At 42.9% G+C, this 26,325-nt stretch carries 33 protein-coding genes; 31 read left to right on the plus strand and 2 right to left on the minus strand.

Annotated features, from left to right (window positions below; genetic code table 11):
• The first annotated feature begins 178 nt into the window (after positions 1 to 178).
• The 6 genes from BMX69_RS22775 (at position 179) to BMX69_RS22800 (ending at position 8,411) form a co-directional block, all read left to right on the plus strand.
• A complete protein-coding gene (locus tag BMX69_RS22775; RefSeq protein ID WP_100043623.1) occupies positions 179 to 2,005 on the plus strand; it encodes an LTA synthase family protein in 1,827 nt (608 codons plus the stop codon).
• 219 nt (positions 2,006 to 2,224) lie between these two features.
• Positions 2,225 to 3,898, plus strand: a complete 1,674-nt coding sequence (locus BMX69_RS22780; RefSeq protein WP_100043624.1) for a DUF5722 domain-containing protein — start codon at positions 2,225 to 2,227, stop codon at positions 3,896 to 3,898.
• A gap of 230 nt (positions 3,899 to 4,128) precedes the next feature.
• A complete protein-coding gene (locus tag BMX69_RS22785) occupies positions 4,129 to 4,986 on the plus strand; it encodes a MurR/RpiR family transcriptional regulator (protein ID WP_025231316.1) in 858 nt (285 codons plus the stop codon).
• The gene (murQ, locus tag BMX69_RS22790; protein WP_100043625.1) at positions 4,979 to 5,872 is read left to right on the plus strand and encodes an N-acetylmuramic acid 6-phosphate etherase; all 894 of its coding nucleotides are present in this window, start codon (positions 4,979 to 4,981) and stop codon (positions 5,870 to 5,872) included. Before BMX69_RS22785 ends, murQ begins: the two co-directional genes overlap by 8 nt.
• Positions 5,873 to 5,930: 58 nt before the next feature.
• Positions 5,931 to 7,361: a PTS transporter subunit EIIC gene (locus tag BMX69_RS22795; RefSeq protein ID WP_054792023.1), complete on the plus strand. Its 1,431-nt coding sequence runs from the start codon at positions 5,931 to 5,933 to the stop codon at positions 7,359 to 7,361.
• Positions 7,362 to 8,411 carry a MupG family TIM beta-alpha barrel fold protein gene (locus tag BMX69_RS22800; RefSeq protein ID WP_054792024.1) on the plus strand — a complete coding sequence of 350 codons (1,050 nt, stop codon included), beginning with the start codon at positions 7,362 to 7,364 and terminating at the stop codon, positions 8,409 to 8,411.
• Between the two features lie 89 nt (positions 8,412 to 8,500).
• Here BMX69_RS22800 and BMX69_RS22805 read toward each other — a convergent pair whose 3' ends face one another.
• The gene (locus BMX69_RS22805; protein ID WP_100043626.1) at positions 8,501 to 9,802 is read right to left on the minus strand and encodes a S8 family peptidase; all 1,302 of its coding nucleotides are present in this window, start codon (positions 9,800 to 9,802) and stop codon (positions 8,501 to 8,503) included.
• Positions 9,803 to 10,393: 591 nt separating this feature from the next.
• Here BMX69_RS22805 and BMX69_RS22810 point away from each other — a divergent pair.
• Entirely contained in the window at positions 10,394 to 11,431 is a 1,038-nt protein-coding gene (locus BMX69_RS22810) for an acyltransferase family protein (RefSeq protein ID WP_100043627.1), read from the plus strand.
• A gap of 6 nt (positions 11,432 to 11,437) precedes the next feature.
• Here BMX69_RS22810 and BMX69_RS22815 read toward each other — a convergent pair whose 3' ends face one another.
• Positions 11,438 to 12,298: a class I SAM-dependent methyltransferase gene (locus BMX69_RS22815; RefSeq protein WP_100043628.1), complete on the minus strand. Its 861-nt coding sequence runs from the start codon at positions 12,296 to 12,298 to the stop codon at positions 11,438 to 11,440.
• 683 nt (positions 12,299 to 12,981) lie between these two features.
• Between BMX69_RS22815 and BMX69_RS22820 the strand changes: the two genes are divergently transcribed.
• From BMX69_RS22820 to BMX69_RS22935, 24 genes are all read left to right on the plus strand, one after another.
• The gene (locus tag BMX69_RS22820) at positions 12,982 to 14,334 is read left to right on the plus strand and encodes a PspC-like choline-binding domain-containing protein (protein ID WP_100043629.1); all 1,353 of its coding nucleotides are present in this window, start codon (positions 12,982 to 12,984) and stop codon (positions 14,332 to 14,334) included.
• A gap of 326 nt (positions 14,335 to 14,660) precedes the next feature.
• Positions 14,661 to 14,978 carry a 30S ribosomal protein S10 gene (gene rpsJ, locus BMX69_RS22825; protein ID WP_013274341.1) on the plus strand — a complete coding sequence of 106 codons (318 nt, stop codon included), beginning with the start codon at positions 14,661 to 14,663 and terminating at the stop codon, positions 14,976 to 14,978.
• A 190-nt stretch (positions 14,979 to 15,168) separates the two neighbouring features.
• Positions 15,169 to 15,804 carry a 50S ribosomal protein L3 gene (gene rplC, locus BMX69_RS22830; protein ID WP_025231325.1) on the plus strand — a complete coding sequence of 212 codons (636 nt, stop codon included), beginning with the start codon at positions 15,169 to 15,171 and terminating at the stop codon, positions 15,802 to 15,804.
• Positions 15,805 to 15,833: 29 nt separating this feature from the next.
• A complete protein-coding gene (rplD, locus tag BMX69_RS22835) occupies positions 15,834 to 16,454 on the plus strand; it encodes a 50S ribosomal protein L4 (protein WP_038281357.1) in 621 nt (206 codons plus the stop codon).
• Positions 16,454 to 16,753, plus strand: a complete 300-nt coding sequence (rplW, locus tag BMX69_RS22840; RefSeq protein WP_054740792.1) for a 50S ribosomal protein L23 — start codon at positions 16,454 to 16,456, stop codon at positions 16,751 to 16,753. Before rplD ends, rplW begins: the two co-directional genes overlap by 1 nt.
• 168 nt (positions 16,754 to 16,921) lie before the next feature.
• Entirely contained in the window at positions 16,922 to 17,770 is an 849-nt protein-coding gene (rplB, locus tag BMX69_RS22845; protein WP_025231328.1) for a 50S ribosomal protein L2, read from the plus strand.
• A 19-nt stretch (positions 17,771 to 17,789) separates the two neighbouring features.
• Entirely contained in the window at positions 17,790 to 18,071 is a 282-nt protein-coding gene (gene rpsS / locus BMX69_RS22850) for a 30S ribosomal protein S19 (protein ID WP_013274336.1), read from the plus strand.
• Positions 18,072 to 18,141: 70 nt separating this feature from the next.
• On the plus strand, positions 18,142 to 18,528 hold the full coding sequence (rplV, locus tag BMX69_RS22855; RefSeq protein WP_029701447.1) for a 50S ribosomal protein L22: 387 nt from the start codon (positions 18,142 to 18,144) through the stop codon (positions 18,526 to 18,528).
• An 11-nt stretch (positions 18,529 to 18,539) separates the two neighbouring features.
• The gene (rpsC, locus tag BMX69_RS22860) at positions 18,540 to 19,196 is read left to right on the plus strand and encodes a 30S ribosomal protein S3 (RefSeq protein WP_025231330.1); all 657 of its coding nucleotides are present in this window, start codon (positions 18,540 to 18,542) and stop codon (positions 19,194 to 19,196) included.
• Positions 19,196 to 19,621 (plus strand): 50S ribosomal protein L16, encoded by a 426-nt coding sequence (gene rplP / locus BMX69_RS22865; RefSeq protein ID WP_100043630.1) that lies wholly within the window; start codon positions 19,196 to 19,198, stop codon positions 19,619 to 19,621. Before rpsC ends, rplP begins: the two co-directional genes overlap by 1 nt.
• Before the next feature lie 2 nt (positions 19,622 to 19,623).
• Positions 19,624 to 19,830, plus strand: a complete 207-nt coding sequence (rpmC, locus tag BMX69_RS22870; protein WP_025231332.1) for a 50S ribosomal protein L29 — start codon at positions 19,624 to 19,626, stop codon at positions 19,828 to 19,830.
• A 93-nt stretch (positions 19,831 to 19,923) separates the two neighbouring features.
• Positions 19,924 to 20,178 (plus strand): 30S ribosomal protein S17, encoded by a 255-nt coding sequence (rpsQ, locus tag BMX69_RS22875; RefSeq protein WP_025231333.1) that lies wholly within the window; start codon positions 19,924 to 19,926, stop codon positions 20,176 to 20,178.
• A gap of 26 nt (positions 20,179 to 20,204) precedes the next feature.
• Entirely contained in the window at positions 20,205 to 20,573 is a 369-nt protein-coding gene (gene rplN, locus BMX69_RS22880; protein WP_024291900.1) for a 50S ribosomal protein L14, read from the plus strand.
• A 14-nt stretch (positions 20,574 to 20,587) separates the two neighbouring features.
• Positions 20,588 to 20,893: a 50S ribosomal protein L24 gene (gene rplX / locus BMX69_RS22885; RefSeq protein ID WP_025231334.1), complete on the plus strand. Its 306-nt coding sequence runs from the start codon at positions 20,588 to 20,590 to the stop codon at positions 20,891 to 20,893.
• 21 nt (positions 20,894 to 20,914) lie between these two features.
• Complete coding sequence (rplE, locus tag BMX69_RS22890; protein WP_054792026.1) at positions 20,915 to 21,454, plus strand: 50S ribosomal protein L5; 540 nt, start codon at positions 20,915 to 20,917, stop codon at positions 21,452 to 21,454.
• 15 nt (positions 21,455 to 21,469) lie between these two features.
• The gene (locus BMX69_RS22895) at positions 21,470 to 21,655 is read left to right on the plus strand and encodes a type Z 30S ribosomal protein S14 (protein WP_002604691.1); all 186 of its coding nucleotides are present in this window, start codon (positions 21,470 to 21,472) and stop codon (positions 21,653 to 21,655) included.
• A gap of 24 nt (positions 21,656 to 21,679) precedes the next feature.
• Positions 21,680 to 22,081 (plus strand): 30S ribosomal protein S8, encoded by a 402-nt coding sequence (gene rpsH / locus BMX69_RS22900; protein WP_025231336.1) that lies wholly within the window; start codon positions 21,680 to 21,682, stop codon positions 22,079 to 22,081.
• A 67-nt stretch (positions 22,082 to 22,148) separates the two neighbouring features.
• Positions 22,149 to 22,691, plus strand: a complete 543-nt coding sequence (gene rplF / locus BMX69_RS22905) for a 50S ribosomal protein L6 (protein WP_025231337.1) — start codon at positions 22,149 to 22,151, stop codon at positions 22,689 to 22,691.
• Positions 22,692 to 22,708: 17 nt separating this feature from the next.
• The gene (rplR, locus tag BMX69_RS22910) at positions 22,709 to 23,077 is read left to right on the plus strand and encodes a 50S ribosomal protein L18 (protein WP_025231338.1); all 369 of its coding nucleotides are present in this window, start codon (positions 22,709 to 22,711) and stop codon (positions 23,075 to 23,077) included.
• Between the two features lie 20 nt (positions 23,078 to 23,097).
• The gene (gene rpsE, locus BMX69_RS22915) at positions 23,098 to 23,607 is read left to right on the plus strand and encodes a 30S ribosomal protein S5 (protein ID WP_035286429.1); all 510 of its coding nucleotides are present in this window, start codon (positions 23,098 to 23,100) and stop codon (positions 23,605 to 23,607) included.
• A gap of 13 nt (positions 23,608 to 23,620) precedes the next feature.
• A complete protein-coding gene (gene rpmD / locus BMX69_RS22920) occupies positions 23,621 to 23,803 on the plus strand; it encodes a 50S ribosomal protein L30 (protein ID WP_024291892.1) in 183 nt (60 codons plus the stop codon).
• A 26-nt stretch (positions 23,804 to 23,829) separates the two neighbouring features.
• Entirely contained in the window at positions 23,830 to 24,270 is a 441-nt protein-coding gene (gene rplO, locus BMX69_RS22925; RefSeq protein WP_025231340.1) for a 50S ribosomal protein L15, read from the plus strand.
• A 1-nt stretch (position 24,271) separates the two neighbouring features.
• Positions 24,272 to 25,594 (plus strand): preprotein translocase subunit SecY, encoded by a 1,323-nt coding sequence (gene secY, locus BMX69_RS22930; RefSeq protein WP_100043631.1) that lies wholly within the window; start codon positions 24,272 to 24,274, stop codon positions 25,592 to 25,594.
• An 85-nt stretch (positions 25,595 to 25,679) separates the two neighbouring features.
• Positions 25,680 to 26,324, plus strand: a complete 645-nt coding sequence (locus tag BMX69_RS22935; RefSeq protein WP_100043632.1) for an adenylate kinase — start codon at positions 25,680 to 25,682, stop codon at positions 26,322 to 26,324.
• Position 26,325: the final 1 nt, after the last annotated feature.

A 26,325-nucleotide genomic window follows, 5' to 3' on the forward strand; every position in this document is an offset into this window, starting at 1 on the left:
TAATTACATTAAAAAGTACTTCCCGCAAGAAAAGACGGTACAATATAGAACGAATGTCATAAATTGTATATTGCTGTCAAAGCTGCTTTGTGGTACCATTTAATTATTCTAAAAATGGAAAAAGAGGATGTTTTAAGTGATAAGAGAACGACTACAAAAGTGGTGTAAAATCGCAGGGATGTTTATCACCACTGTCATTATGCTTTTGATTCCCTGCGCATCTTATATTCTATTTGAATATGTGACTGGCAATCTGCTGACCATTCCCCTGTCCATGGCTGTTTTAAATATAGGCTTGATCTACATAATATATCTTGCAGTGATTGCTGTCAGCGGCAGCACCAGGATAGGGATCCCGTTCACAACGGTTTTTCTTTATATTGTCTCCGTAGCAGAATACCTGGTTACAGGCTTTCGGGGAAGGCCTATTATGATATGGGATGTTTTGGCTTTGCGGACTGCTATGAGTGTGGCAGGAAATTATGAATTTGTCTTCACAAAGGAAATGTACCTTGCTTGTCTGGGAGTCCAGGTAATCTGCCTCTTTGCCTTGCTATTTCCTATAAGGGTAAAGGGCAGGAACAAACGTCTGGCCTTTGCCGGAGGAGGTACCGGTGTTGTCCTAAGCTTTATTTTATGGTTTTATTCATGCCTGATCCCGTATAAAGGCCTGGAAATTAATATGTGGGAAGTCAATGAGACCTATCAGGAATATGGATATGTGCTTTCTACGGCTGTCTCTTTTAATTATGCAGTGAAGAAAAAACCAAAGGGTTACAGCTTTGCAAAGGTAAAACAGATTTATGATACTGTAAAAGCGGACAATCAGGTTCTTCTGGCTTCTGCCGGAGATGTTGACGTGGAAAGCGAAGATAAGATAACGCCGGTCAATATCATATGCATTATGAATGAAAGTTTTTCCGACTTAAAAGTAGCAGGAAATTTTAAAACGAACCAGGAGTACTTTCCTTTTTTAAACAGTTTAAAGGAAAATACGGTGAAAGGAAGCCTTACTGTTCCTGTGTTTGGTTCTTTGACCAGTAATTCTGAGTTTGAATTTCTGACTGGAGATTCGATCTCCCAGCTTCCGGCTAACAGCATTGCTTACCAGTTTAATGTTAAGCCCAATACATACAGCCTTGTAAGTACATTAAAATCCCAGGGTTATGATACCGTTGCCATGCACCCGTATCCAAAAGAGAACTGGAACCGTCAGGAGTGCTACCGGAACTTGGGGTTTGATGAATTTCTTGATATTGAAGATTATGAAGGCAGTGAGCTGCTTAGAAACTATATCAGTGACCGCGCAGATTACGAGAAGCTGATAGAAAGGGTGGAATCCAAGGAGAATTCGGAGGATAAACTGTTTCTTTTTAATGTGACTATGCAGAACCATGGAGGCTATGACATCCTGTTTGATGACTTTGATCAGGAGGTATGGCTGACCGGAAGTCTTAAGGGAAAATACCCAAAGGCTGACCAGTACTTGTCTCTTATGAAGAGGTCAGATGAAGCACTGGAATATTTGATCTCTTATTTTGAACAAAGCTCAGAGCCTACCATGATCGTTCTTTTTGGGGATCATCAGCCAAGTGTGGAAGATGAATTCTTTAATGATATTTCAGGAACTCCCAGTAGCCTTGTGAAGAATCAGGACCGGATGATGTGGTACCAGACCCCGTTTCTGATCTGGACCAATTATGAGATGCAGGCAGAGGAAAAAGGGGAAATGGGAGCCATTTATCTTTCCTCAGAGGTGTTAAAGAAAGCCGGGGTCACTATGACGCCTTATCAGCAGTTTCTCCTTAAGATGGAAGAAACATTCCCTGTAGTACACCCTATTGGATGCTTAGATCAGGAGGGAAACTACTATTCCTGGGAAGCCTTAAATAATCCGGAGAATCCATATAGTGAACTGATTAAGAACTATGAGTATCTGGTATATAACCACATTTTTGACGGGAAAAAGCTTAAGGAGATGTTTTCCTTAGAAACCGATAATTAGTCCTGGTGACTTTTACAAAAAATAGAATAAAAAAGGCGGATGGGGCAGGAAGATGCCGCATTCGCTTTTTTAAATTAGCTTAAAAGCATCATTATTAAAGAAGTCTCCCGGTCCTTACGGTTTTTTTACGAATACGTAATAAAAACGTTATTGTAAAAAGCAGGGAAATTGGTTATTATTGTATGGAACCTGATTAAGACAACATGGAGGGATGCGAAGATGAAGGAAATAAATATAGGCAGGGTCATGACTGGATTTTTAACCGCTGCATTTTTATGCTGTGCCTCTGCCTTTGTTGCGCTGGCAGATGTTGGCGCGGCTGGTGTACAGGCAACAATTCAGTCCTGTCTGGTCAATTCTGATAAGAACAGCGTGACGGTTCAGGCAGAAAGCAATGCTAATATGGGAGGAACGGATGGTGTCCTCTACCTGGTGGAGCTTCAGCCTTACCAGAAAAATCTTGACGGCAGGACGGATTATGCGGCTTCCGCAGCGCCGGGAAACAAAGTTACCTTTACATTTCCATTGAACCGTAATACGGTCCAGGACAGACTTTACAGCAAATTCGTCATTGCTGTCTGGGATGGAACAAAGTATATTGAAATCAGCAAACCTCATTATATTACAAACCCTGAAATGGTTGCGGCAAATACCCAGCCTTTTAATGATCCTCTTACCAAGAAGGGCTTAAACATTCAGCTTAATATGCTGGGGGATGCCTTTGAATTAGGTGTGAAGCACGTAGCCACCAATATCTCTTTTCATCAGATTCTGGGCCAGGGAATTGACTACCAGTACGATGGAAAGACCTATCATTTTGATAAGAATGCCATTACAAGCTATGACGAGACGATCAGTGCTTTATCCGGGAAAGGGATGACGGTAACCGCCATTATATTAAATGGCTGGAATGACGCAGAACCGAATCTGATCTATCCTGGAACAAAGAAAAATGCCAATGCATTTTACTACATGTTCAATCCGGCGACCCAGGAAGGGCTGGACCAGACCAGAGCTATTGCTGCTTTCCTGGCAGAGCGGTACAGCGGTTCCAATCCAAACTATGGAAAGATATCAAACTGGATCATTGGGAATGAGATCAACAACCAGCAGTGGAATCATCTGGGGGAAAGGGATATTAACAGCTACGTCCAGGCTTACCAGGATGCTTTCCGGATTTTCTACACAGCTATTAAGAGTACCAGTGCCAATGACCGGGTATATTACTCCCTGGATTATAACTGGAACAATGAGATTGATAACAAGCTGAAATATGGCGGAAGAGCGATTGTAGATACCTTTAATGCCATAGCCAATGAACAGGGGCAGATGGATTGGGGACTGTCCTATCATCCATATCCCTGTCCGATGACAGAACCGGAATTCTGGGATGATGAGCAGACCGGATTAATCACCAATGATTTTAACTCTCCGGTTATTAACTTTAAGAACCTTACCACTCTGACGGATTATATGGCTCAGGATTCTTTAAAATCCCCAACCGGCCAGGTGCGTCACATCATTCTGACAGAACAGGGATTTACGGCAACAAGCCAGACAAGAGGCAATGTAGCTCAGATTCAGGCTGCCGCTTATGCGTATTCCTATTACATGGTTGACAGCAATCCTCATATTGATGCTTATATCTTAAGCCGTCAGGTGGATGCCCCTCTGGAGGTGAGGAGCGGTTTATCCTTCGGACTTTGGGAATGTTCCATGGACCGGGGAGACGACATTGTAGCCACAAGGCGCCGTAAGATCTGGCAGGTATTCAGAGATATTGATAAAAAGAAATACACCCTGGAGTCAACGGAGTTTGCCAAATCCATTATAGGAATTGAGAAATGGTCTGATGTCGTTCCAAACTTCCGGTGGAGATCCCTGGAGAAATAAAAACCGACAATAGAACAATAAATATTTAACGTTTTAAGCATGAGAACCGCCTTTATAATAATTTTAAAGGCGGTTCTTTGTATGTTAAATTCCTTTTAAAATATCATAGTATGAAAAAAAGTTTCATAAATCATCGAATATCTTGAAAAAATAATACAACAAAGCTAGAATGGTATCAGGTAAAAAAATTGTAAAATTTCTTCTGGCTTTAAGGAAAGGAGAAGAAATGCATGAAAGGTCTACTTGTAAGGATTGACAGCTATCTCCAGGATGCCGGAGAAGCGGAAAAAGAGCTGATAAAAAGACTGCACAAAAATCCGGAATCAGTCCTCCGAAAGAGTATTAAGGAGATTGCCAAAGAAACTTATACCTCTCCGGCAACGGTCGTAAGGCTATGCAAGAAACTGGGCTGTAAAGGATATAAGGATTTTCAGAATACCCTTGCTTATGAAGTGGCTTTATTCCAGGAGAGCAGGGACATTGCGTTTCAGAAGATCACACGGGAAGATTCCATGGAGGACATTATTTATAAGGTTACAAAGAAAAATATCGAATCCCTGGAAACCACTCAAAAGCTGATAGAACCTAAGGTAGTAGCAGAATGTGTGAAGCTGCTGGAAAATAGCAGAACCGTCACCTTGTTTGGACTGGGAACCTCCCTTCTGGCTGCAAGAGATTTGTACTTAAAGCTCCTTAGGGCTGATGTGATATGCAATGTCTGCGACGACTGGCATACACAGTTACTGGCTGCCAGAAATTTAAGAAAAGGTGATCTTGCTATTGCCATCAGCTATTCAGGACTTACGGAAGAAATACTTCAGTGCGTAAAGGAAGCAAAAGGAAATGGGGCAAAGGTGATCGCCATCACAAGGGCAGTGGAATCGGAACTGGCTTCTGAAGCTGATTTCGTCCTTCCTGTTGCGGCAACAGAGCTGATACACCGAAGCGGTGCCATGTCTTCCCGAATTTCACAATTAAATGTAATAGACATTTTTTTTACTGCTTATGTCAATAGAAATTATGATGTGTGTATGAGTAAATTCACGAAAAATTATATACAGAAGAAAGGAAGTACAGAGCATGATTGATTTGTCAGTGCTGACAACAGAGTCCCGCAATCCGGATACCATGAACCTGGATGAAATGACACCGCTTCAAATTGCGGCTGTCATGAACCAGGAAGATGAAAAGGCCGTAAAAGCCGTGGAGGAAGTGCTCCCCCAGATTGCCACAGCAATCGAATGGGCAACAGACAGCCTGAAAGCAGGAGGCCGTATCATATATATTGGCGCAGGAACATCCGGTCGTCTTGGAGTATTGGATGCGGTAGAATGTCCGCCCACCTTCGGTGTTCCCAGGGAACTGGTAGTAGGCCTGATCGCAGGCGGAGATAAAGCGTTTGTAGAGGCAGTAGAAGGAGCCGAGGACAGTGAGACCTTATGTGAGGCAGAGTTAAAGGAGATTGGTCTTACCTCAAAGGATATTGTGATCGGACTGGCGGCATCCGGCCGAACACCTTATGTAATCTACGGCCTTGATTTTGCAAATAAAACAGGCTGCCATACCGTAGCCATTGCATGTAATAAAGGATCTGATGTAGGAAAAAAAGCAAAGCTGGCCATTGAACCGGTGACAGGGCCTGAGGTATTGACCGGATCAACCAGATTGAAGGCAGGAACAGCACAAAAAATGATCCTCAATATGATTTCAACAGGAAGCATGGTTGGAATCGGGAAAGCCTACGAAAATCTGATGGTTGATGTAAAGCAGAGCAACGAAAAGCTGGTAGTAAGATCACAGAATATTGTGATGACAGCAACAGGCTGCACCAGAGAAGAAGCCGAAGCGGTATTAAAACAGGCAGAAGGACATGTTAAAACTGCTATTACAATGATTTTGCTGGACTGTGATCCAGAGGATGCAAGACAAAAGTTATCACAAGCCGGAGGGAAGATCCGCAAGGCTTTGAAATAAAAGAAAGGAGTTTTAAAGTTCTTTAATAACTTAATTATATTTTCAAAGGAGGATTATCGTGAATTACAAGCAAATCAGTGAACAATTATTAACGCTGCTTGGGGGAAAAGCGAACATAACTTCCAATGCTGCCTGCATGACAAGGCTTCGTGTCGGCTTAAGGGATACATCAAAGGCTGATATTGAAGGCGTGAAAAAGGTAGAGGGAGTTCTTGGGGTTGTTGAGAGTGACACGCTCCAGATTGTATTTGGACCGGGGAAAGTAAATAAGGTATTGGACGAATTTTATAAGCTTACAGGGCTTGCAAAAGGCCAGGCTGAGAATGGACCGGATCAGGATATTAATGAAGTTGCAAAGGAAAATAAAGCGCTTCAAAAGGCAAAGTATGATAAACCGGTACAGAGATTTTTAAAGAAGATCTCCAATATTTTCGTAGCGCTGCTTCCAGGCATCATTGCAGCAGGTTTGATCAATGGTATCTGTAATGTTATTAATGTTTCTACCGGCGGATCACTTTTAGGAGTATGGTGGTATCAATGCATCCGGACCATGGGCTGGGCACTGTTTGCTTACCTGCCTATCCTGGTTGGATACAATGCTGCAAAGGAGTTCGGCGGTTCAGGAGTACTTGGAGCGATTGCAGGTGCCATGTCAATTGCCAACCCGGGTATGCCTCTCCTTGCAACGGTAAAGGATGCTCAGATTCTTCTTCCTATTACTAATACAGCTTTTAATCCGGCTTCCGGCGGCCTTTTGGCAGCTCTGATCGCAGGCGCATTCTTTGCTTATCTTGAAAAGAATATCAGAAAGCGTATGCCTGATTTAATTGATACCTTTGTAAGTCCTCTTTTAGTACTTATTGTTGGCGGTATTGTTGCCCTGCTGGTAATTCAGCCTTTGGGCGCAGGCTTAACAAAGGTGATCTTTGCCCTTTTGAGCTTTGTATATGAAAAGATGGGCGTTGTTGGAGGATATATTTTATCGGCAGGCTTCCTTCCTCTGGTAGCAGTAGGCTTACATCAGGCATTGACCCCGATCCATGCCCTGCTAAATGATCCGGATGGTGCTACAAAGGGAATCAACTACCTTCTTCCCATCCTTATGATGGCTGGCGGCGGACAGGTAGGCGCCGGTATTGCACTGTATGTAAAAACAAAGAACGCAAAATTAAAAAGATATATCCGTGATTCCATACCAGTAGGTATTCTTGGAATCGGAGAGCCTATGATGTATGCTGTGACCCTGCCTCTTGGCAGATCCTTTATCACCGCCTGCATCGGTGCCGGATTCGGAGGAGCTGTTGCAGCTCTTATGCACATCGGTACCGTTTCTCAGGGTGTATCCGGTTTGTTTGGTTTATTGATTGTCCAGCCCGGACAGCAGATTGGTTACATAATTGCAATGCTCATTGCTTATGCAGGAGGATTCCTGGTAACCTATTTCTTCGGGGTAGATGAGGACAGAATCAATGAGGTATATGGAGAATAAATGAATACAGGAATTTCAATCTATTTTTCAAGTGGAATGGAAAAGAATGAACGCTTAATAAAGAAAGCGATAAAGAGCGGAGTGAAGTATGCGTTTACTTCACTCCACATTCCAGAGGAAACAGGAATCGATTACCGTTCGGATGTACTTAAAATTCTGAGCATGTGCAGGGAAGGCGGGTTAAATCTCATTGTGGATGTGGGCCCGGAAACCCTGGAAAAGTTTGAAACAGACAGCATAGCAGAGCTTAAGGAGCTGGGAATCACCCATGTCCGCCTTGATTATGGTTTTGATGCAAAAGAGACGGTAGAGATTTCCAAGGATTTTTATGTGGTATTTAATGCCTCCACCATTATGGAGGAGGAACTAATGGAATGGAAAAAGTATGGGGCTGATTTTACCAGATTTACTGCATGCCATAACTTTTATCCCAAGCAGTTCACAGCCCTGTCACTGAAACAAACAAAGGAAATGAATCAGAGGCTTCAATATCTTGGCTTTACTACCATGGCTTTTGTGCCTGGGAATCTGGAATTGAGAGGCCCCTTGTTTGAAGGTCTTCCAACGGTGGAAGAGCACCGGAGGAGGAAAGACCAGGTACTTTTGAACATGCTGGAACTCTTCTATGATGGTTCCTGCGATGTGGTGTTAATCGGCGATGTGGATGTAGAAGAAAGGGACTGGAAGGATATCCAATGCTTAAGCCAGGATTATGTGGAACTTAAGGCAGACATACTTTCTCCCTATGAATTTGTTAGAGATATCCTTCATCATGACAGGCCGGATTCCAGCGAATACGTTATTCGTTCCCAGGAATCAAGACAGTATAAGCAGGAGATCAAGCCTGGTCATGAGAATCATACACAAGTAAGGAAGCAGGGAAGTATCAGCATTTCCAATGAAAATTATTTAAGGTATATGGGAGAACTTGAAATTGCCAGAGTTGATCTGCCTGGAGAGGATAGGGTAAATATTATTGGGCAGGTACATGACTCTTGTATGAAATATTTGCCATATATTCAGAAAGGGCTTGGAGTGAAACTGATATAATTCTTCTGTTAAAAAAGTCTGTAACCTTTGGTAAGACCGGGGTTACAGACTTTTTTTGGTTTATAATTATTATTTCGCACTGCTCATTGCTATCGTGAATGATTCCAGGTTAGGGCTCCGTAGGCGTCTAGAAGACCTCCGCTTACCATCTTCCCTGTAAGGGTATCCAGTTTCCTGCTGGAATTTAAAAGGATAGTTTTTACATCTGACAGGGAAATGTCCTGCCGGTAGGAATAGAGCATAGCAGCCACACCTGTTACCATGGGAGCTGCCATGGAAGTGCCGCTCATAAAACCATAGGCATTACCTGGAACAGTGCTTAATATGTAGCTGCCGGGGGCGGCAATATCAACGCTCGTTGCGCCATAGTTGGAATCCTTGCTTAAGGTCCCGTCAAACAAAAGGTTTGCCACGGAGATTATGTTGTCATATGGCAGGGAAGCAGGATAAACAGGGTAGATATCTGTATCGTATCCAAGTCCGGAGATTCCGCCGTTACCGCAGGATACCACAAACAGCATGCTGGAATTTTTCATGGTCTGAGCCAGATCTTCGCTGTAGGCAGTGGTGCCCATGCTTAAGTTACAGATGGAAGCACCGTGTGCTTCGGCGTAATGGATCGCCTGGATCACCGCTTCCGGGGATCCCAGCCCGTCTTCGCCTCCCAGGGCCTTTAAAGGCATGATCTTTACGTAGTTATTGTCCGTGATTCCGGCTATGCCGTAGGCTCCCCGGGCGGCGCTGATGGTTCCTGCCGCATGGGTACCATGGCTGTCCTCGCTGCCGGTAAAGACCTGGTTATTTCCGGAGTAAAAATTCCAGCCGTGAATATCATCCACATATCCGTCACCGTCGTTATCGATCCCATCCCCGTCAATCTCGCCGGGATTGGTCCATATGGCATTTTTAAGCTCCAGATGATTGATATCAATGCCGGTATCGATGATGGCGACAATGACAGAGCGCTTATTCTCAGCCTGATCGTAAAGCTTCCATGCTGGCTGTACATTAATATCGATTCCGGTGACAGCACCGATCACTGTAGATTCATAGTCTCCGGGACCGGGCTTTGTCGTACCGTCTTTTGATTTCCGTCCATCGTAAATATTATCAATGGATTTAAATTTGGATTTTAACTCTATAAGGCGGAATTCCCCGTCATTTTTTAACCCCCACTGATAAGTGGAAAATTCATCCGCGGGGGATAAGTTAATAAGGCCGGGGCCTAGGGCCATAGTCTGCAGTGCTTGTCCACTGTCTGAAGACTGTGCCATAAGTGCGCTTGTCAAGGTCGTTTCAGTACCATTTCCGGGAGCCGGGCCGCTAAAAAGGGGCAGGCCTGCAAGAAGGAGGGCTAAGATCAGACAGGCAGCACGAGTTATTTTTTTCATAGTTTCTATCTCCTTATATTTGGAACAATCATTGAAATTGTTCCTATTATATCAAAGTGCGTGCTCACTGGCTAGTCCTGCACTTTAATACATTTTCATTTAAGACTTCATATTCTGTTTTTTATCATGATACATTTGAATAAATCCATCAAGAACAGCAAAAGTTTGTCCACACCCTATTTGATACTTCGCTAAAGCATTATATCATAAACTCTACGCTATAAGATAATAAAATATGAAAAAATTTACATTTATATATAAGAAATGCCCGGTGGGAACCGGGCATGATCTACTGTTATTCAACTAATTCCTGTGATTTTTTTTCCATCTCTGCCTCTTCGGGTCTTCTTGCTTCTCTTCTGGCTAGTTCTGCCTTGGCTTCGGCCTGTGTTGGTAATTAGCCTTTTGTTATATGAATAAAAATAATTTTATAAGAAAAGAATAGCATTATTTACTGAAATTAGTCTGAAGGCAGTCAGGGAATCAGCAGGTACTTTTTAGCAGCAGTTGCCATTTTGGACATCAAATGATAATATAATTTTATATATCCGTTTTTGCCTCCGATGGTAAAGGCGCAGAAAGGAGGGCCCTATGGAAGAAAGGAGATTCCGTAATAAGATAACCTGGTTCACATTCTTTTTCAGCGTTTTGGTCATATGGGTCCATTCCTACAATGCAGTCCTTTTTCTGGGCAACACTAGGACTGCTTATGAAGTTGATGCTTTGGAGCGCTTTTTAGGTGATCAGGTGGCTCAGATCGCCGTTCCTGGATTTTTTCTCATATCCTCTTATCTTTTCTTCCGGAATTTTACCATGGACCGCCTTTGGATCAAATGGAATTCCAGGATCAGAAGTGTGTTGGTTCCCTATATCGTATGGAATCTTTTATATTACCTTGGGTATGTTATAGGAAGCCGGCTTCCAGTGGCTTCTGATATTATTGGAAAGGGGAAAATTCCCTTTCACTTTACGGTTGCAGCAGATGCGGTGCTTTATTATACCTATAATTATGTGTTCTGGTATTTGAACCAGCTCATTATTTTGATTGTTCTGGCGCCGGTAATTTATCTCTTTGTCAGGCAGTGGCTTACGGGTATTTTGCTTCTGACCGTAACGCTTGCTGCAATTTACGTCGGCGCTTCTTTGCCTCTTCTCAATCTGGATGCCCTGTTTTATTACAGCTTTGGCGCTTTTTCTGCAGTTTTAGGGAGAACGATCGCCGAAAAGTCCTGGAACAGGAGACGCTTTCTGGCAGGTCTTATTATTGTGGCAGCAGGGCTTCTCATAAAGGACCTGGATCTTCCAGGAAGCATTAAGGGAGAGGTTGCTGCTACCACTGTAATCTACCGGCTATTTATTCCGGTGGGTTTATGGTTTCTGGTTCCAGAACAGCATTTGGAGAACACAAAAGATTGGATGAAGCAGAATTTCTTTCTATATGCCGTCCATTTCGCCATGGTACGGCTGATAAATAAAACGGGAGCATTGCTGCTCCCTGCTTTTCCGCCACTGCCACTTGGAATTTTCCTGTTTATGCCGGTTTTATGTGTGATATTCAGTTACTGGGCCGGTCTCTTTCTGCGCCGTTACCTTCCGGTTTTGTGGAATCTGCTCAACGGAGGGCGATGAACATATTTAAGCCCACCATCTGCCTGAAGCACCGCAGGGAAGAACCAGTCCGGTCCGGGTTACAGGCAGACCCACTTCTTCTGACTTTACGGTACCTCCGAATTTTACGCCAATTTCTGTAGACAACATATAGGAAAGTACAGAAGGAGCCAGTCCAGTGGTATAGGAATTGATTAGAAAGAACAGAGGCTGATCAGACAGAAGCTGAGCGCAAAGCTTCACCAAAGGATAAATGGCGTCCTCTATTTTCCAGATTTCCCCCTTTGGCCCTCTTCCATAGGAAGGAGGATCCATAATGATTGCATCGTAATGGTTTCCCCTTCTGATCTCTCTTTCAACGAATTTTACGCAGTCATCCACGATCCAGCGGATGGAAGCGGAATCCAGATTGGAAGAGTGGGCGTTTTCCTTGGCCCAGCCGACCATACCCTTGGACGCATCCACATGAGTGACAGAAGCCCCGGCTTTTGCGGCTGCAAGGGTAGCACCTCCGGTATAGGCAAATAAGTTAAGCACTTTTACAGGACGTCCGGCCTGTTTTATTTTTTCACTGAACCAATCCCAGTTTGCCGCCTGTTCCGGAAAGAGTCCTGTATGTTTAAAGCTGAAGGGCTTTAATTGAAAGGTTAAATCCTTATAACTGATTGTCCATTGTTCCGGAAGGTCAAAAAATTCCCACTCACCGCCGCCCTTGGCGCTGCGATGATAGTGGCCGTTCATCCTTTTCCAGCCTTTTTCCGTCTTGGGAGTGGACCAGATAACCTGTGGGTCAGGACGTACAAGGAGATAATTTCCCCAGCGTTCAAGTTTTTCTCCTTCTGAACAGTCTATCACTTCATAATCTTTCCAGCCGTCTGCAATCCACATAATTGGTGCCGCCCTTTCCATAAATAGTTAATAGTAGTTTTCTCAAATAATCCGTTCAATAGCCAAAGGCAAATTTGAACTTCCTTGATTATACTGGATAGAGCCGGGAGCGTCAAGTACGGGAGAATTGATGGAAAAGAGCCCATAATCACACCTTGTCTTTTGTCCTATATAATATAGTATAAATTAAAAAAATGAGGTGTAAATTTATGTGCTGTTTTAATATAGGCTTTTCTGCCTGCGGATGCGGCTGGAATAATGGATGCTGCAATCGATGTAATAGGGGCTGTAACTGGGGCTGGACGAATGGATGTAATCGGGGTTGCTGCAATCGGGGCTGCTGCAACCGTTGCAATAGATGCTGCGGTAACTGGGGCTTTAACAATCGCTGCAATTGGTTTTAAAAAGAATAGCTGAATCTTTTAACTTAAGGAACTTATTGGGACTGAATTCTGTATTAACAGGATTCAGTCCTGTTTGTCTGCCTGATTTTCATTCGAATTGATATAATAGTTAATCTCATTTTGTTATATTTATAGCAATGTATTTTTAGATAAAGACCCAGAAAAGACAAGGGAAATAATTTCGTAATAGAATTGAAAGATTAAAACAGTTGAATAATCTGAGATTAATTGTTAAAATAAATTATAGCAAAAAAGGAAATCCTTGTAAGGAGTGAAGATATGAAAAGAAAAGGTCTCATCATGCTGGCTGTTACCGCCATGCTGACGGTTGGTGCAGTGTCTGTAGAGTCTTATGCCGCAGAAGGTTGGGCTCAGTCTGGAAGCACCTGGGTTTATTATGATACAAGCGGAAATAAGGTGACGAACACCTGGAAAAAGGGAGCGGACAACCTTTGGCGTTATTTAAACACCAATGGCGAGATGTCCGTTAATACCTGGGTGGAAAATACTTATTATATGGACTCCAACGGAATTCTGGTTACGGATAAATGGATGAAGTTTCAGGATTCAAGCAGTTCCCAGTACAAGTGGTATTATTTCGGCAGCAGCGGAAAGGCCATTATGGATAACTGGTCCAAGATCAATAACAAATGGTATTATTTCGATCCTAATGGTGAGATGCAGACCGGCTGGGTCCTTGATGACATGTATTATTGCGGAACGGACGGAGCCATGCGTACCGGCTGGCAGAAGCTTTTCTCACCAAACAGCAATAACGACGGGGACCGTGTTACTCCGGGGGATAATGATGACGGAAAGTTCTGGTACTATTTTAACGACAACGGTAAAAAGTATGTTCCAAAGAACATTTCCGGAGATTATGCGACCTATAAGATTGACGGTGTCGCTTACTGCTTTGACTCAGATGGAGCGCTTCAGACCGGATGGAAGAACGTTGGAGTTGATAACGCGGAGTACGACATCCAGAACTATAAATATTATGACAGCAATGGCAAGCTGAGAGTGGGCTGGTATTCTGTGGAACCGCCACAGGATTTATCTGGCTATGAAGAGAGCGTAGAATGGTTTTATTTCTCAAGTTCAGGAATTCCAAAGACCGGTCCGAAGGAGGGAGATGCCACCACTCAGAATATAACTAAAATTAATGACAAGACCTATCTGTTTAATAACCTTGGCAATCCTGTATATGGGCTGCAGAAGGTGATGATTGGAAATACATCGGAATATACGGCATTCTATTTCGGAGATAAGAAGACCAGCACCATGCAGAAGGGCAGGATAAAGGTGATTGAAGGAGACGGCGATGAAGCTACCTATTATTTCAGTGACAGCGGCCGCGGTTATACCGGAGTTAAGGACAGTTACCTTTATTATATGGGAAAGCTTCAATGTGCGGATGAAGGAACGAAGTATGAAGCCATTGCCATTCCTACAGGAAGCACCAAAACAACCTATGTGGTGAACACTTCCGGCAAGGTATCCAAAAATACGACGGTAAAGAACTCTGACGGTACAAGATACAAGACTGGAAGCAATGGAAATTTATTAAAGGTAAATGATGACGATCCAAGCGGAGAAGGCAGAACCCCTACAGAACCGGCCTGGAATTAAGAAAAGAACGACCAAAGGCGCAAAACCTGGAAAATCAGATTTTGCGCCATTTTTTTGAAAAAAATGCTTGCAATGTAAAAAAAAGTGTGTTATCATACAAAGGCTGTGGCATGATAGCTGTGAAGCGTGAGGTTGCTGCTTATATAAGCAGGTTTTCCGTGGAGCGAATGTCAAGTTAGGAAACTGGCGACAAGTCACTGTACAATTTAAAATCCTGTTTATTTAAATGGGAAGTCAGTGTGGGGTCTTTGATGACACACACGGGAACGTGTACAGTCACCGCTTGTCGTACTTCTACTAAGTGCGAAAAGGAGGCGACTTTTTTTATGGCAAGTCAAGTAATGAGAATCACATTAAAAGCGTATGATCATCAGTTGGTTGATCAGTCTGCGGGCAAAATCATCGACACTGTAAAAAAGACAGGATCAAAAGTGAGTGGACCGGTGCCGTTACCAACCAAGAAGGAAGTGGTAACCATCTTAAGAGCGGTTCATAAGTACAAAGATTCCAGAGAGCAGTTCGAGCAGAGAACGCATAAGAGACTCATTGATATCATTACACCAAGCCAGAAGACTGTTGATGCATTATCCAGACTGGAAATGCCGGCAGGTGTGTACATCGATATCAAGATGAAGAATAAATAATCTTCATCAGAACCATTATGGAAATTGTTCCATGCATGTCCTGAAGGGTTTTAATATAGAAGCAACACTTTTTCCTGTAAGGAATCAACATCTCCGCCAGGCGGAGTCATAGTGTTCCATGTATATTGGACTGTTCTAGGATGATTGCGAAAGCAATCCGCTGTAGAATTAACAAACAGGAGGTAAAAACATGAAGAAGGGTATTTTAGCTACCAAAGTCGGAATGACACAGATCTTCAATGAGAACGGAGTCTTAACTCCGGTAACAGTTCTTCAGGCAGGTCCTTGTGTAGTAACACAGGTTAAGACTGTTGAGAACGATGGTTACAGTGCAGTACAGGTTGGTTACGTTGATAAGAGAGAAAAGCTTGTCAGCAAACCAATTAAGGGCCATTTTGATAAGGCCGGTGTCTCTTACAAGAGATACGTAAGAGAGTTTAAGCTTGAGAATGCTGACCAGTATTCTGTAAAAGATGAAATCAAAGCTGAGATCTTTGCAGCAGGCGACAAGATCGATGCAACCGCAATCTCCAAAGGTAAAGGTTTCCAGGGTGCTATTAAGAGACACGGACAGTCCAGAGGACCTATGGCTCATGGTTCCAAGTTCCACCGCCATGCAGGTTCCAACGGTGCAGCTTCTGACCCTAGCAAGGTATTCAAGGGCAAAAAGATGCCTGGCCAGATGGGTAACAAGAAGGTAACAATCCAGAACCTCGAAATCGTTAAGGTTGATGCAGAAAACAACCTGATTCTGGTTAAGGGTGCTATACCAGGACCTAAGAAGTCTTTAGTAACAATCAAGGAAACAGTAAAAGCATCTAAATAATGCTTTTATCAGAAAGGAGGATCACACAGATGGCAAACGTATCTGTTTACAATATGGAAGGTAAAGAAGTTGGCACAGTAGAGTTAAACGATGCAGTGTTCGGTGTAGATGTAAATGAGCATCTCGTACACATGGCAGTCGTAAGCCAGCTTGCAAATAAGCGCCAGGGCACACAGAAAGCAAAAACTCGTGCAGAAGTATCTGGCGGCGGAAGAAAACCGTGGAAGCAGAAAGGAACCGGTCATGCAAGACAGGGTTCAACAAGATCTCCCCAGTGGACAGGCGGTGGAGTTGTATTTGCTCCTACACCAAGAGATTATACAATCAAACTTAACAAGAAGGAAAGAAGACTTGCTCTTAAGTCCGCTCTGACCAGCAGAGTAAATGAGAATAAGTTCATCGTTGTTGACGAATTAAAGTTTGATGAGATCAAGACAAAGAAATTCCAGACTGTTTTAAATAACTTAAAGGTATCCAAAGCTCTTGTAGTTGTTGGCGACGACAGCGCAAACGCAGTAATGAGTGCAAGAAACATTGCTGCTGTTAAGACTGCTTCTGCTAACACCATCAACGTATACGATATCTTAAAGTACAACACAGTTGTTGCTACCAAGACTGCTGTTGCAGCAATCGAGGAGGTGTACGCATAATGGCAGATATTAAGTATTACGACGTAATCCAGAAGCCTGTAGTAACTGAGAAGAGCATGAACGCTATGGCGTCCAAGAAGTACACATTTATTGTGCACACAGATGCTAATAAGGCTATGATCAAAGAAGCTGTTGAGAAGATGTTCCCAGGTGCTAAGGTTGCCAGCGTGAACACCATGAACTTAGATGGAAAGACCAAAAGAAGAGGAATGACTTTTGGAAAGACTTCTAAGACAAAGAAAGCTATCGTTCAACTGACAGCTGACAGCAAAGACATCGAAATCTTCGAAGGACTGTAAGATCGGGGCGCTTGGTGAGAATTTATTCGAGCCCGGCGTAAACGGTTTTCAGCTTCCTATGTGATGAACATTATATCACGATAATTGAGATACGCCAGGCGGCGTTGAAGCACTGGCATACCTTTATGTCCAAAGAGCTTGGACAATTAAGAAGAAAGGAGAAATATAATGGGAATTAAAAAGTATAACCCATATACCCCTTCCAGAAGACACATGACTGGTTCTGATTTCAGCGAAGTCACAAAGTCAACTCCTGAGAAGTCCTTAATCAGCAAAACAATCAATAAAACAGCCGGCCGTAATAACCAGGGTAAGATCACGGTAAGACATCGCGGAGGCGGCGTTAAGAGAAAATATAGAATCATCGATTTTAAGAGAAACAGCAAAGATGGCATTGCAGCAACTGTTATCGGTATCGAGTACGATCCAAACAGAACTTCCAACATCGCGCTGATCTGCTACGAAGACGGTACAAAAGCGTATATCCTTGCTCCGGCTGGTTTAACAGACGGCATGAAGGTTATGAGCGGAGCGATGGCAGAAGCTAAAGTCGGCAACTGCTTACCATTAAGCCAGATCCCGGTTGGTACTCAGGTTCATAACATTGAGCTTTATCCAGGAAAAGGCGGACAGTTAGTTCGTTCCGCAGGAAATTCTGCTCAGTTAATGGCAAAAGAAGGCAAATATGCTACTCTTCGTTTACCTTCCGGTGAGATGAGAATGGTTCCGATCAACTGCAGAGCAACCATCGGCGTTGTAGGCAACGGAGATCACAACCTGATCAATATCGGTAAAGCTGGTAGAAAACGTCATATGGGCTTCAGACCTACTGTACGTGGTTCTGTTATGAACCCGAATGACCATCCTCACGGCGGTGGTGAAGGCAAGACCGGTATCGGACGCCCAGGTCCAAGTACACCATGGGGCAAACCGGCACTTGGCTTAAAGACCAGAAAGAAAAACAAGCAGTCTAACAGACTGATCGTTAGAAGAAGAGATGGAAAGACCGTTAAATAATTAAAGGAGGTTAGAATCTATGGCTCGCTCACTTAAAAAAGGACCATTTGCAGATGCTCATTTACTGAAAAAAGTAGATGTTATGAACGCAGCAGGACAGAAACAGGTAATTAAGACCTGGTCTCGCCGTTCTACAATCTTCCCGCAGATGGTTGGACATACAATTGCAGTTCACGATGGCAGAAAGCACGTTCCGGTATATGTTACAGAAGATATGGTTGGACATAAGCTGGGTGAATTTGTTGCCACAAGAACCTACAGAGGACATGGTAAGGACGAGAAAAAATCAGGCCGTAAGTAGATAGAAACAAACTCTTCCGGGCATTCGTTAGGATTCCCAGGGGCGTTAAAGTTGAAAGGAGGATTCACCAATGGCTAAGGGACATAGAAGCCAGATTAAAAGAGAAAGAAATGCCGTGAAGGACACCAGACCATCAGCAAAGTTATCCTATGCTAGGGTTTCTGTTCAGAAAGCATGCTTCGTATTAGATGCCATCAGAGGCAAAGATGTTATGACAGCACTTGGTATTGTGACTTACAATCCCAGATATGCTTCTTCTTTAATAGAGAAGTTATTAAAATCAGCAATTGCTAACGCTGAGAATAACAACGGTATGGACCCTGCAAAGCTTTATGTAGAGGAATGTTTTGCAAACAAGGGACCGACAATGAAAAGAGTAAAACCGAGAGCACAGGGCCGCGCTTACAGGATCGAGAAGAGAATGAGCCACATCACCGTTGTGCTTAATGAAAGATAAGGAGGCAAATAATGGGACAGAAAGTTAATCCACACGGCTTAAGAGTCGGTGTTATTAAAGACTGGAACTCAAAATGGTATGCTGAAGCTGATTTCGCAGATAACCTGGTTGAAGATTATGCGATCAGAAAGTTCCTTAAGAAAAGATTATACAGCGCCGGCATTTCTGATATAGAAATTGAGAGAGCATCTGACCGCGTGAAAATTACGATTCACACAGCGAAACCAGGTGTTGTTATCGGTAAAGGCGGATCTGAGATCGAGAAATTAAAAGCTGAAGCTCAGAAGCTTACAGATAAAAAGTTATTTGTTGACATCAAGGAAATCAAAAGACCTGATAAAGATGCTCAGTTAGTAGCTGAATCTATTGCACAGCAGTTAGAGAACCGTGTATCCTTCCGCCGGGCTATGAAGTCCACCATGGGTCGTTCCATGAAGGCTGGAGTAAAGGGCATCAAGACTGCAGTTGCAGGACGTCTTGGCGGTGCTGATATGGCTCGTACTGAGTTCTACAGCGAAGGAACCATTCCGTTACAGACACTTAGAGCAGATATTGACTATGGTTTCGCTGAAGCAGATACAACCTTCGGTAAGATCGGTGTTAAGGTATGGATCTACAATGGCGAAATACTTCCAACTAAAGGAAACAAGGAAGGGAGCGGAAAATAATGTTAATGCCTAAAAGAGTTAAACGTCGTAAACAGTTCCGTGGATCCATGGCTGGTAAAGCGTTAAGAGGCAATACTATCAGCAACGGTGAATTCGGTTTAGTCGCTGCAGAACCATGCTGGATCAAATCCAACCAGATCGAGGCAGCCCGTGTTGCCATGACCCGTTATATCAAGCGTGGTGGTAAAGTCTGGATCAAGATTTTCCCGGATAAACCTGTAACAGCAAAGCCAGCAGAAACCCGTATGGGTTCCGGTAAGGGCGCTCTGGAATACTGGGTAGCAGTAGTAAAACCAGGCCGTGTATTATTCGAAATCGCTGGAGTACCTGAAGAAACAGCACGTGAAGCTTTACGTCTTGCTATGCATAAGTTACCGTGCAAGTGTAAGATTGCTGCTAAAGCAGATTTAGAAGGCGGTGAATGACAGTGAAAATTGATAAGTATGTTGAAGAATTAAAAGGAAAATCAGCTGCAGAACTGAATGTAGAATTAGTAGCTGCAAAGAAAGAACTTTTCAACTTAAGATTCCAGAACGCGACCAATCAGCTTGATAACACAAGCAGGATCAAAGAGGTTCGCAAGAACATTGCCAGAATTCAGACTGTTATAACTGAGAAGGCTAAATTAGCTTAAGTTGCGGTTTTTTAAAAAGCATGACACACACGAGTGTGTGTAAACTTATAGATTGGGCCGCCAGGGCCAAAACTCGAAAGGAGAATACCGAACGTGGATAGAAATTTAAGAAAAACCCGTACTGGTAAGGTTGTAAGCAGCAAGATGGATAAGACCATCGTTGTGGCTATTGAAGACCATGTAGAACATCCTTTATACGGCAAGATCGTAAAAAGAACGTATAAATTAAAAGCTCATGACGAGAACAACGACTGCAACATGGGCGATACAGTAAAAGTAATGGAAACAAGACCGCTGTCCAAAGACAAGAGATGGAGACTTGTTGAGGTTATCGAAAGAGCGAAATAATTTATTTCCAGGAAGGAGTAACAGGTATGATTCAGCAGGAAACCAGATTAAGGGTTGCCGACAATACCGGTGCAAAAGAGATTCTTTGTATCCGTGTTATGGGCGGCTCTACAAGAAGATATGCTAATATTGGTGATGTTATCGTTGCCAGCGTAAAAGATGCAACGCCTGGTGGTGTTGTGAAAAAAGGCGACGTTGTAAAGGCCGTAGTTGTACGCACCGTTAAGGGCGCACGCCGTAAAGACGGTTCTTATATCAAGTTCGATGAGAATGCTGCCGTAATTATCAAAGATGACAAGACTCCAAAAGGAACTCGTATCTTTGGGCCGGTTGCCAGAGAGTTAAGAGAGAAGCAGTTCATGAAAATTGTTTCCTTAGCTCCCGAAGTATTATAAGGAGGTGTCGGACTGTGCATAAAATTAAAAGAGACGACCTGGTAAAGGTTATCGCAGGAAAAGATAAAGACAAACAGGGCAAAGTTCTTCACGTAGATACGAAGAACAGCAAAGTGGTAGTGGAAGGCGTTAACATGATTACAAAGCATGTGAAACCAGGCGCAGGCAATCCGCAGGGTGGTATCGTACAGAAAGAAGCTGCACTTGATATCTCCAACATTATGCTTGTTGTTGACGGAAAAGCAACCAGAGTTGGTTTTGAAGTTAAAGACGGCAAAAAGGTCCGTGTTGCAAAGGCAACCGGTAAAGTAATTGACTAATTCGGAGAGGAGGAATAAAAATTGGCTAGATTAAAAGAGATATACCAGACAGAGATCGTAGAAGGTATGGTCAAGAAGTTTGGATATAAGAACAATATGGAAGTGCCAAAGTTAAATAAGATTGTCATCAATATGGGTATTGGTGAAGCAAAGGAAAATGCCAAGATTTTAGACTCTGCAGTAAGAGATTTAGAAATCATCTCCGGTCAGAAGGCAGTTTTAACAAAGGCTAAAAAATCAGTTGCTAACTTCAAGATCAGAGAAGGTATGCCGATCGGATGTAAAGTAACTTTACGCGGTGAGAGAATGTATGAATTTGCTGACCGCCTGATCAACCTTGCACTTCCTCGTGTACGTGACTTCAGAGGAGTAAATCCTAATGCATTTGATGGCAGAGGAAACTATGCTCTTGGTATCAAGGAACAGCTTATTTTCCCTGAAATTGAGTACGATAAAGTTGACAAGGTAAGAGGTATGGACATTATTTTCGTTACTACCGCTAAGACAGACGAAGAAGCCCGTGAACTTTTGACATTATTCAATATGCCATTTGCAAAATAGTAGGAGGAATAATCCATGGCTAAGACTTCAATGAAGATCAAACAGCAGAGACCTGCAAAGTTCTCCTCAAGAGAATACAATCGTTGCAGAATCTGTGGTCGTCCACATGCTTATTTGAGAAAATACGGAATTTGCAGAATCTGCTTCCGTGAATTAGCATATAAGGGCCAGATCCCAGGCGTTAAAAAAGCAAGCTGGTAAAATAAGGAAGGAGGCAATTTCAAAATGACTATGAGCGATCCAATCGCAGATATGCTTACAAGAATCCGTAATGCAAATACTGCAAAACATGATACAGTAGATGTACCTTCATCTAAGATGAAATTAGCTATTGCTGATATCCTTGTAAAAGAGGGCTACATTAAGAAATACGATCTCGTAGAAGACGGTGCATTCCAGACAATCCGGATCACCTTAAAATACGGTAAAGATAAAAATGAGAAAATCATTACAGGTATTAAGAGAATCTCCAAGCCTGGTTTACGTGTATACGCAAACAAGGAAGAGTTACCAAAAGTACTTGGCGGTTTAGGAACTGCTATCATCTCCACAAACCAGGGCGTTATTACCGATAAGGATGCACGTACCATTGGCATCGGCGGAGAAGTACTGGCATTTGTTTGGTAATTAAGAGAAGCATCTGAAAACAGAAGAAGCGCAGAGCTTCTTCCGAAAATTTAAGGAGGTAAACGGCATGTCACGTATAGGAAGAATGCCTATCGCGATTCCGGCAGGCGTAACTGTTACAATCGCAGAAAATAATAAAGTGACTGTAAAAGGTCCTAAGGGAACTCTTGAAAGAGTGTTACCATCTGAGATGACAATCAAAGAAGAAGATGGTCATATCGTTGTTTCAAGACCGAACGATTTAAAGAAGATGAAATCTTTACACGGTCTGACAAGAACATTAGTAAACAACATGGTCGTTGGTGTTACTAACGGCTATGAGAAGAAGCTGGAAATCAATGGTGTTGGTTACAGAGCACAGAAGCAGGGCAAGAAGCTGGTTCTTTCTCTTGGCTATTCCCACCCGGTAGAAATGGAAGATCCTGAAGGTATCGAAGCTACCATGGAAGGCCAGAACGTCATCATTATTAAAGGTATCGATAAAGAAAAAGTTGGCCAGTACGCTGCTGAAATCAGAGATAAGAGAAGACCTGAACCGTATAAGGGCAAGGGTATCAAGTATGCTGACGAAGTTATCAGACGTAAAGTTGGTAAGACTGGTAAGAAATAATTAAGGAGAGTGTAAAGATGGTTAGCAAACAGTCAAGAAGCGAAGTTCGCGTTAAAAAGCACAACAGAATACGTAACCGTTTTGCAGGCACTGCAGAAAGACCACGTTTAGCTGTGTTTAGAAGCAATAATCATGTGTATGCTCAAATTATTGACGATACAGTTGGTAAGACTTTAGTCGCTGCTTCTACAGTAGAAAAAGAAGTAAAGGCAGAATTAGAGAAAACTAACAACGTTGATGCTGCAGCATATGTAGGTACCGTAGTAGCAAAGAGAGCCCTTGAAAAAGGAATTAAGGGAGTTGTCTTTGACAGAGGCGGTTTTATATATCATGGTAAGATTCAGGCATTAGCAGACGCAGCCAGAGAAGCTGGTCTGGAATTCTAAGTAGAGAGGAGAATGACAGCGTGAAACGTACAATTTTTGATGCAAATCAGTTAGAATTAAACGACAGAGTAGTTGCTATCAAGCGCGTATCTAAAACCGTTAAGGGTGGACGTACCATGAGATTCTCTGCTTTAGTAGTCGTAGGTGATGGCAATGGCCACGTAGGTGCGGGTCTTGGCAAAGCCGGTGAAGTTCCAGAAGCAATCCGTAAAGGAAAAGAGGCTGCTGTTAAGAATATGGTTGCTATTCCTATCGATGAGAACAACAGTATTCCTCATGACCTGATCGGAAAATTCGGAAGTGCATCTGTACTTCTTAAGAGAGCTAATGAAGGTACAGGAGTTATTGCAGGAGGTCCTGCACGTGCGGTTTTAGAACTTGCAGGTATTAAGAATATCCATTCTAAGTCCTTAGGTTCTAATAATAAGACCAATGTAGTTTTAGCTACTATCGAGGGATTAACCCGTTTAAAAACTCCTGAGGAAGTTGCAAAGCTTCGCGGTAAATCTGTAGAAGAGATTTTAGGCTAAGGAGGATATGAAAATGGCAGATAAATTAAAAATCACATTGGTGAAATCCCCGATCGGCGCAGTTCCGAAGCATAAAGCAACCGTTGAAGCATTAGGCTTAAAGAAGCTTCATAAAACAGTTGAGATGCCGGATAATAACGCGGTTAGAGGTATGATCGCAAACGTGCGTCATTTAGTAAAAGTTGAAGAGATTTAAGAGAATACAGTAAGGAGGTGCAAGCGATGGATTTATCAAATTTACAGCCTGCGTTAGGTTCCAAACACAGCGACAACTTCAGAAGAGGCCGCGGTCATGGTTCAGGAAACGGCAAGACAGCAGGTAAGGGTCATAAAGGACAGAAAGCACGTTCCGGTGCAACTAGACCAGGTTTTGAAGGTGGTCAGATGCCTTTATACAGACGTATTCCTAAGAGAGGCTTTACCAATAGAAATACTAAAATTATTATCGGTATCAATGTAGGCGCTTTAGAGTGTTTTGACAATGGTACAGTTGTTACTGTTGAAACTTTGTTAGAGAGCGGTATCGTTAAGAATCCGCGTGACGGTGTTAAGATCCTTGGAAATGGAGAATTAACCAAAAAGCTTACAGTAAAGGTAGATGCTTTCAGCGAAGGCGCAAAAACCAAAATCGAGGCTTTAGGTGGAACCTGCGAGGTGATCTAATATGTTAAAAACACTCCGTAATGCATTCAAGATCAAGGATGTAAGAAAGAAACTCATCTTTACATTCATGATGCTGGTGGTTACTAGAATCGGTTCTCAATTGCCGATTCCAGGAGTTGAAACAAGCTTTTTTAAAGATTTTTTTGCTCGGCAGAATAATGATGCGTTTGGTTTTTTCAACGCAATGACTGGTAGCTCTTTTACCAATATGTCCGTATTTGCCTTAAGCATTACCCCTTACATCACATCTTCCATCATCATGCAGCTTTTGACCATAGCGATTCCAAAGCTTGAGGAAATGCAGCGGGATGGGGAAGATGGCAGAAAGAAGATTGCAGAATACACCCGTTACGTAACAGTTGGTCTGGCTTTAATCGAGTCCATCGCTATGGCGATTGGATTCGGCGGCCAGGGGCTGTTAAGAGAATTTAATGTATTAAGTATTATTATTGCTGTTGCAACTATGACCGCAGGAAGTGCTCTTCTGATGTGGATCGGTGAGCGAATTACGGAGAAAGGTGTGGGAAATGGTATTTCCATTGTTTTGACCTTTAACATCATTTCCAGCTTTCCTTCGGATATGTCAACCTTATATACCAGATTCATGTCTGGGAAATCGGTTGCCGTAGCTGCAATTGCAGCCATTATTATCGTTGCTGTTATCGCAGCGATTGTAATATTTGTTGTTATCCTTCAGAATGGTGAGAGAAGAATTCCTGTACAGTATTCGAAAAAGATGCAGGGACGGAAGATGGTCGGCGGTCAAGCCACCAACATACCGTTAAAGGTGAATACAGCCGGCGTTATCCCGGTTATCTTCGCTTCCTCCATTATGTCGTTCCCGGTAGTGATTTCCCAGTTCTTTGGGGCCAATATTAACTACAACAGCATTGGAGGCCACATTTTATCGGCACTGAATTCTTCAAGCTGGTTTAAACCGGAAAGACCGTTATATACCATCGGTATGCTGGTCTATGTGGCTCTTATCATCGTGTTCGCTTATTTTTATACATCAATTACGTTTAACCCGCTTGAAGTTGCGAATAACATGAAAAAGTCCGGCGGCTTTATCCCGGGCATCCGTCCAGGTAAACCAACCAGTGATTATCTCAATTCCATTTTGAACTATATCGTATTTATAGGCGCATGCGGCTTGACGATCATCTGTATTATTCCGATCATGGTTTCCGGTTTATTTAATGTAAGCCGTTTATCCTTTGGAGGTACATCTTTAATCATCATCGTCAGTGTAGTCTTAGAGACGTTGAAGGCGATTGAATCTCAGATGCTTGTGCGCTATTATAAAGGATTTTTAAACGATTAGAGGACAAACCAAGAGAAACACGCACGGCGTGTTTTTCTTGGAATTTGTGTTATTTAACCTTAAGGAAGCAAGGGAGGGACTGTTTATGAGAATTATCATGTTAGGTGCTCCTGGTGCCGGCAAAGGTACCCAGGCAAAAAAAATTGCTGAAAAGTATCAGATTCCCCATATTTCTACTGGAGATATTTTCCGCTCCAATATTAAAGAGGGAACAGAGTTAGGCAGGAAGGCAAAGGAATACATGGATCAGGGCGCTCTTGTGCCGGATGAACTGACCATTGGCATGCTGATGGACCGTATTCAATGTGATGATTGTGAAAACGGATACGTGCTGGATGGTTTTCCAAGAACCATTCCCCAGGCGGAAAGCCTTAAAAAGGCGCTTTCTGATATGGGACAGAAGATTGACTTTGCGATTAATGTGGATGTACCGGATGAGATAATTATAGACAGAATGGCAGGCCGTCGTGCTTGCATTGCCTGCGGAGCTACATATCATATTGTGTATAATCCAAGCAGGGTTCCCGATGTATGCGACGTGTGTGGAGCAGGGCTTGTTTTGCGGGATGACGATAAGCCGGAAACCGTTAAAAAGCGTTTGTCGGTCTACCATGATCAGACAAAGCCTCTGATCGAATATTATAAGGAAGCTGGTGTGCTGGTGAATATTGATGGAACACAGGAATTAAACAAGGTGTTCTCGGACATCGCTGACCTATTAGGAGCATAGT

This window comes from Lacrimispora sphenoides JCM 1415 (genome assembly GCF_900105615.1).
Classification (GTDB): Bacteria; Bacillota; Clostridia; order Lachnospirales; family Lachnospiraceae; genus Lacrimispora; species Lacrimispora sphenoides.

Bases quoted from the DNA above. Each gene is read 5' to 3' on its own strand.
- BMX69_RS22895 (WP_002604691.1), top strand. From the start codon at position 21,470: ATGGCTAAGACTTCAATGAAGATCAAACAGCAGAGACCTGCAAAGTTC.
- BMX69_RS22935 (WP_100043632.1), top strand. From the start codon at position 25,680: ATGAGAATTATCATGTTAGGTGCTCCTGGTGCCGGCAAAGGTACCCAG.
- rpsC (WP_025231330.1), top strand. From the start codon at position 18,540: ATGGGACAGAAAGTTAATCCACACGGCTTAAGAGTCGGTGTTATTAAA.
- BMX69_RS22800 (WP_054792024.1), top strand. From the start codon at position 7,362: ATGAATACAGGAATTTCAATCTATTTTTCAAGTGGAATGGAAAAGAAT.
- BMX69_RS22785 (WP_025231316.1), top strand. From the start codon at position 4,129: ATGAAAGGTCTACTTGTAAGGATTGACAGCTATCTCCAGGATGCCGGA.
- rplW (WP_054740792.1), top strand. From the start codon at position 16,454: ATGGCAGATATTAAGTATTACGACGTAATCCAGAAGCCTGTAGTAACT.
- rpsH (WP_025231336.1), top strand. From the start codon at position 21,680: ATGACTATGAGCGATCCAATCGCAGATATGCTTACAAGAATCCGTAAT.
- rpmD (WP_024291892.1), top strand. From the start codon at position 23,621: ATGGCAGATAAATTAAAAATCACATTGGTGAAATCCCCGATCGGCGCA.
- rplR (WP_025231338.1), top strand. From the start codon at position 22,709: ATGGTTAGCAAACAGTCAAGAAGCGAAGTTCGCGTTAAAAAGCACAAC.
- rplD (WP_038281357.1), top strand. From the start codon at position 15,834: ATGGCAAACGTATCTGTTTACAATATGGAAGGTAAAGAAGTTGGCACA.
- rplC (WP_025231325.1), top strand. From the start codon at position 15,169: ATGAAGAAGGGTATTTTAGCTACCAAAGTCGGAATGACACAGATCTTC.
- secY (WP_100043631.1), top strand. From the start codon at position 24,272: ATGTTAAAAACACTCCGTAATGCATTCAAGATCAAGGATGTAAGAAAG.
- BMX69_RS22775 (WP_100043623.1), top strand. From the start codon at position 179: ATGTTTATCACCACTGTCATTATGCTTTTGATTCCCTGCGCATCTTAT.
- rplP (WP_100043630.1), top strand. From the start codon at position 19,196: ATGTTAATGCCTAAAAGAGTTAAACGTCGTAAACAGTTCCGTGGATCC.
- rplB (WP_025231328.1), top strand. From the start codon at position 16,922: ATGGGAATTAAAAAGTATAACCCATATACCCCTTCCAGAAGACACATG.
- rpsS (WP_013274336.1), top strand. From the start codon at position 17,790: ATGGCTCGCTCACTTAAAAAAGGACCATTTGCAGATGCTCATTTACTG.
- rplN (WP_024291900.1), top strand. From the start codon at position 20,205: ATGATTCAGCAGGAAACCAGATTAAGGGTTGCCGACAATACCGGTGCA.
- rplO (WP_025231340.1), top strand. From the start codon at position 23,830: ATGGATTTATCAAATTTACAGCCTGCGTTAGGTTCCAAACACAGCGAC.
- murQ (WP_100043625.1), top strand. From the start codon at position 4,979: ATGATTGATTTGTCAGTGCTGACAACAGAGTCCCGCAATCCGGATACC.
- BMX69_RS22780 (WP_100043624.1), top strand. From the start codon at position 2,225: ATGAAGGAAATAAATATAGGCAGGGTCATGACTGGATTTTTAACCGCT.
- BMX69_RS22820 (WP_100043629.1), top strand. From the start codon at position 12,982: ATGAAAAGAAAAGGTCTCATCATGCTGGCTGTTACCGCCATGCTGACG.
- BMX69_RS22805 (WP_100043626.1), bottom strand. From the start codon at position 9,802: ATGAAAAAAATAACTCGTGCTGCCTGTCTGATCTTAGCCCTCCTTCTT.
- rpsJ (WP_013274341.1), top strand. From the start codon at position 14,661: ATGGCAAGTCAAGTAATGAGAATCACATTAAAAGCGTATGATCATCAG.
- BMX69_RS22815 (WP_100043628.1), bottom strand. From the start codon at position 12,298: ATGTGGATTGCAGACGGCTGGAAAGATTATGAAGTGATAGACTGTTCA.
- rplF (WP_025231337.1), top strand. From the start codon at position 22,149: ATGTCACGTATAGGAAGAATGCCTATCGCGATTCCGGCAGGCGTAACT.
- rplV (WP_029701447.1), top strand. From the start codon at position 18,142: ATGGCTAAGGGACATAGAAGCCAGATTAAAAGAGAAAGAAATGCCGTG.
- BMX69_RS22810 (WP_100043627.1), top strand. From the start codon at position 10,394: ATGGAAGAAAGGAGATTCCGTAATAAGATAACCTGGTTCACATTCTTT.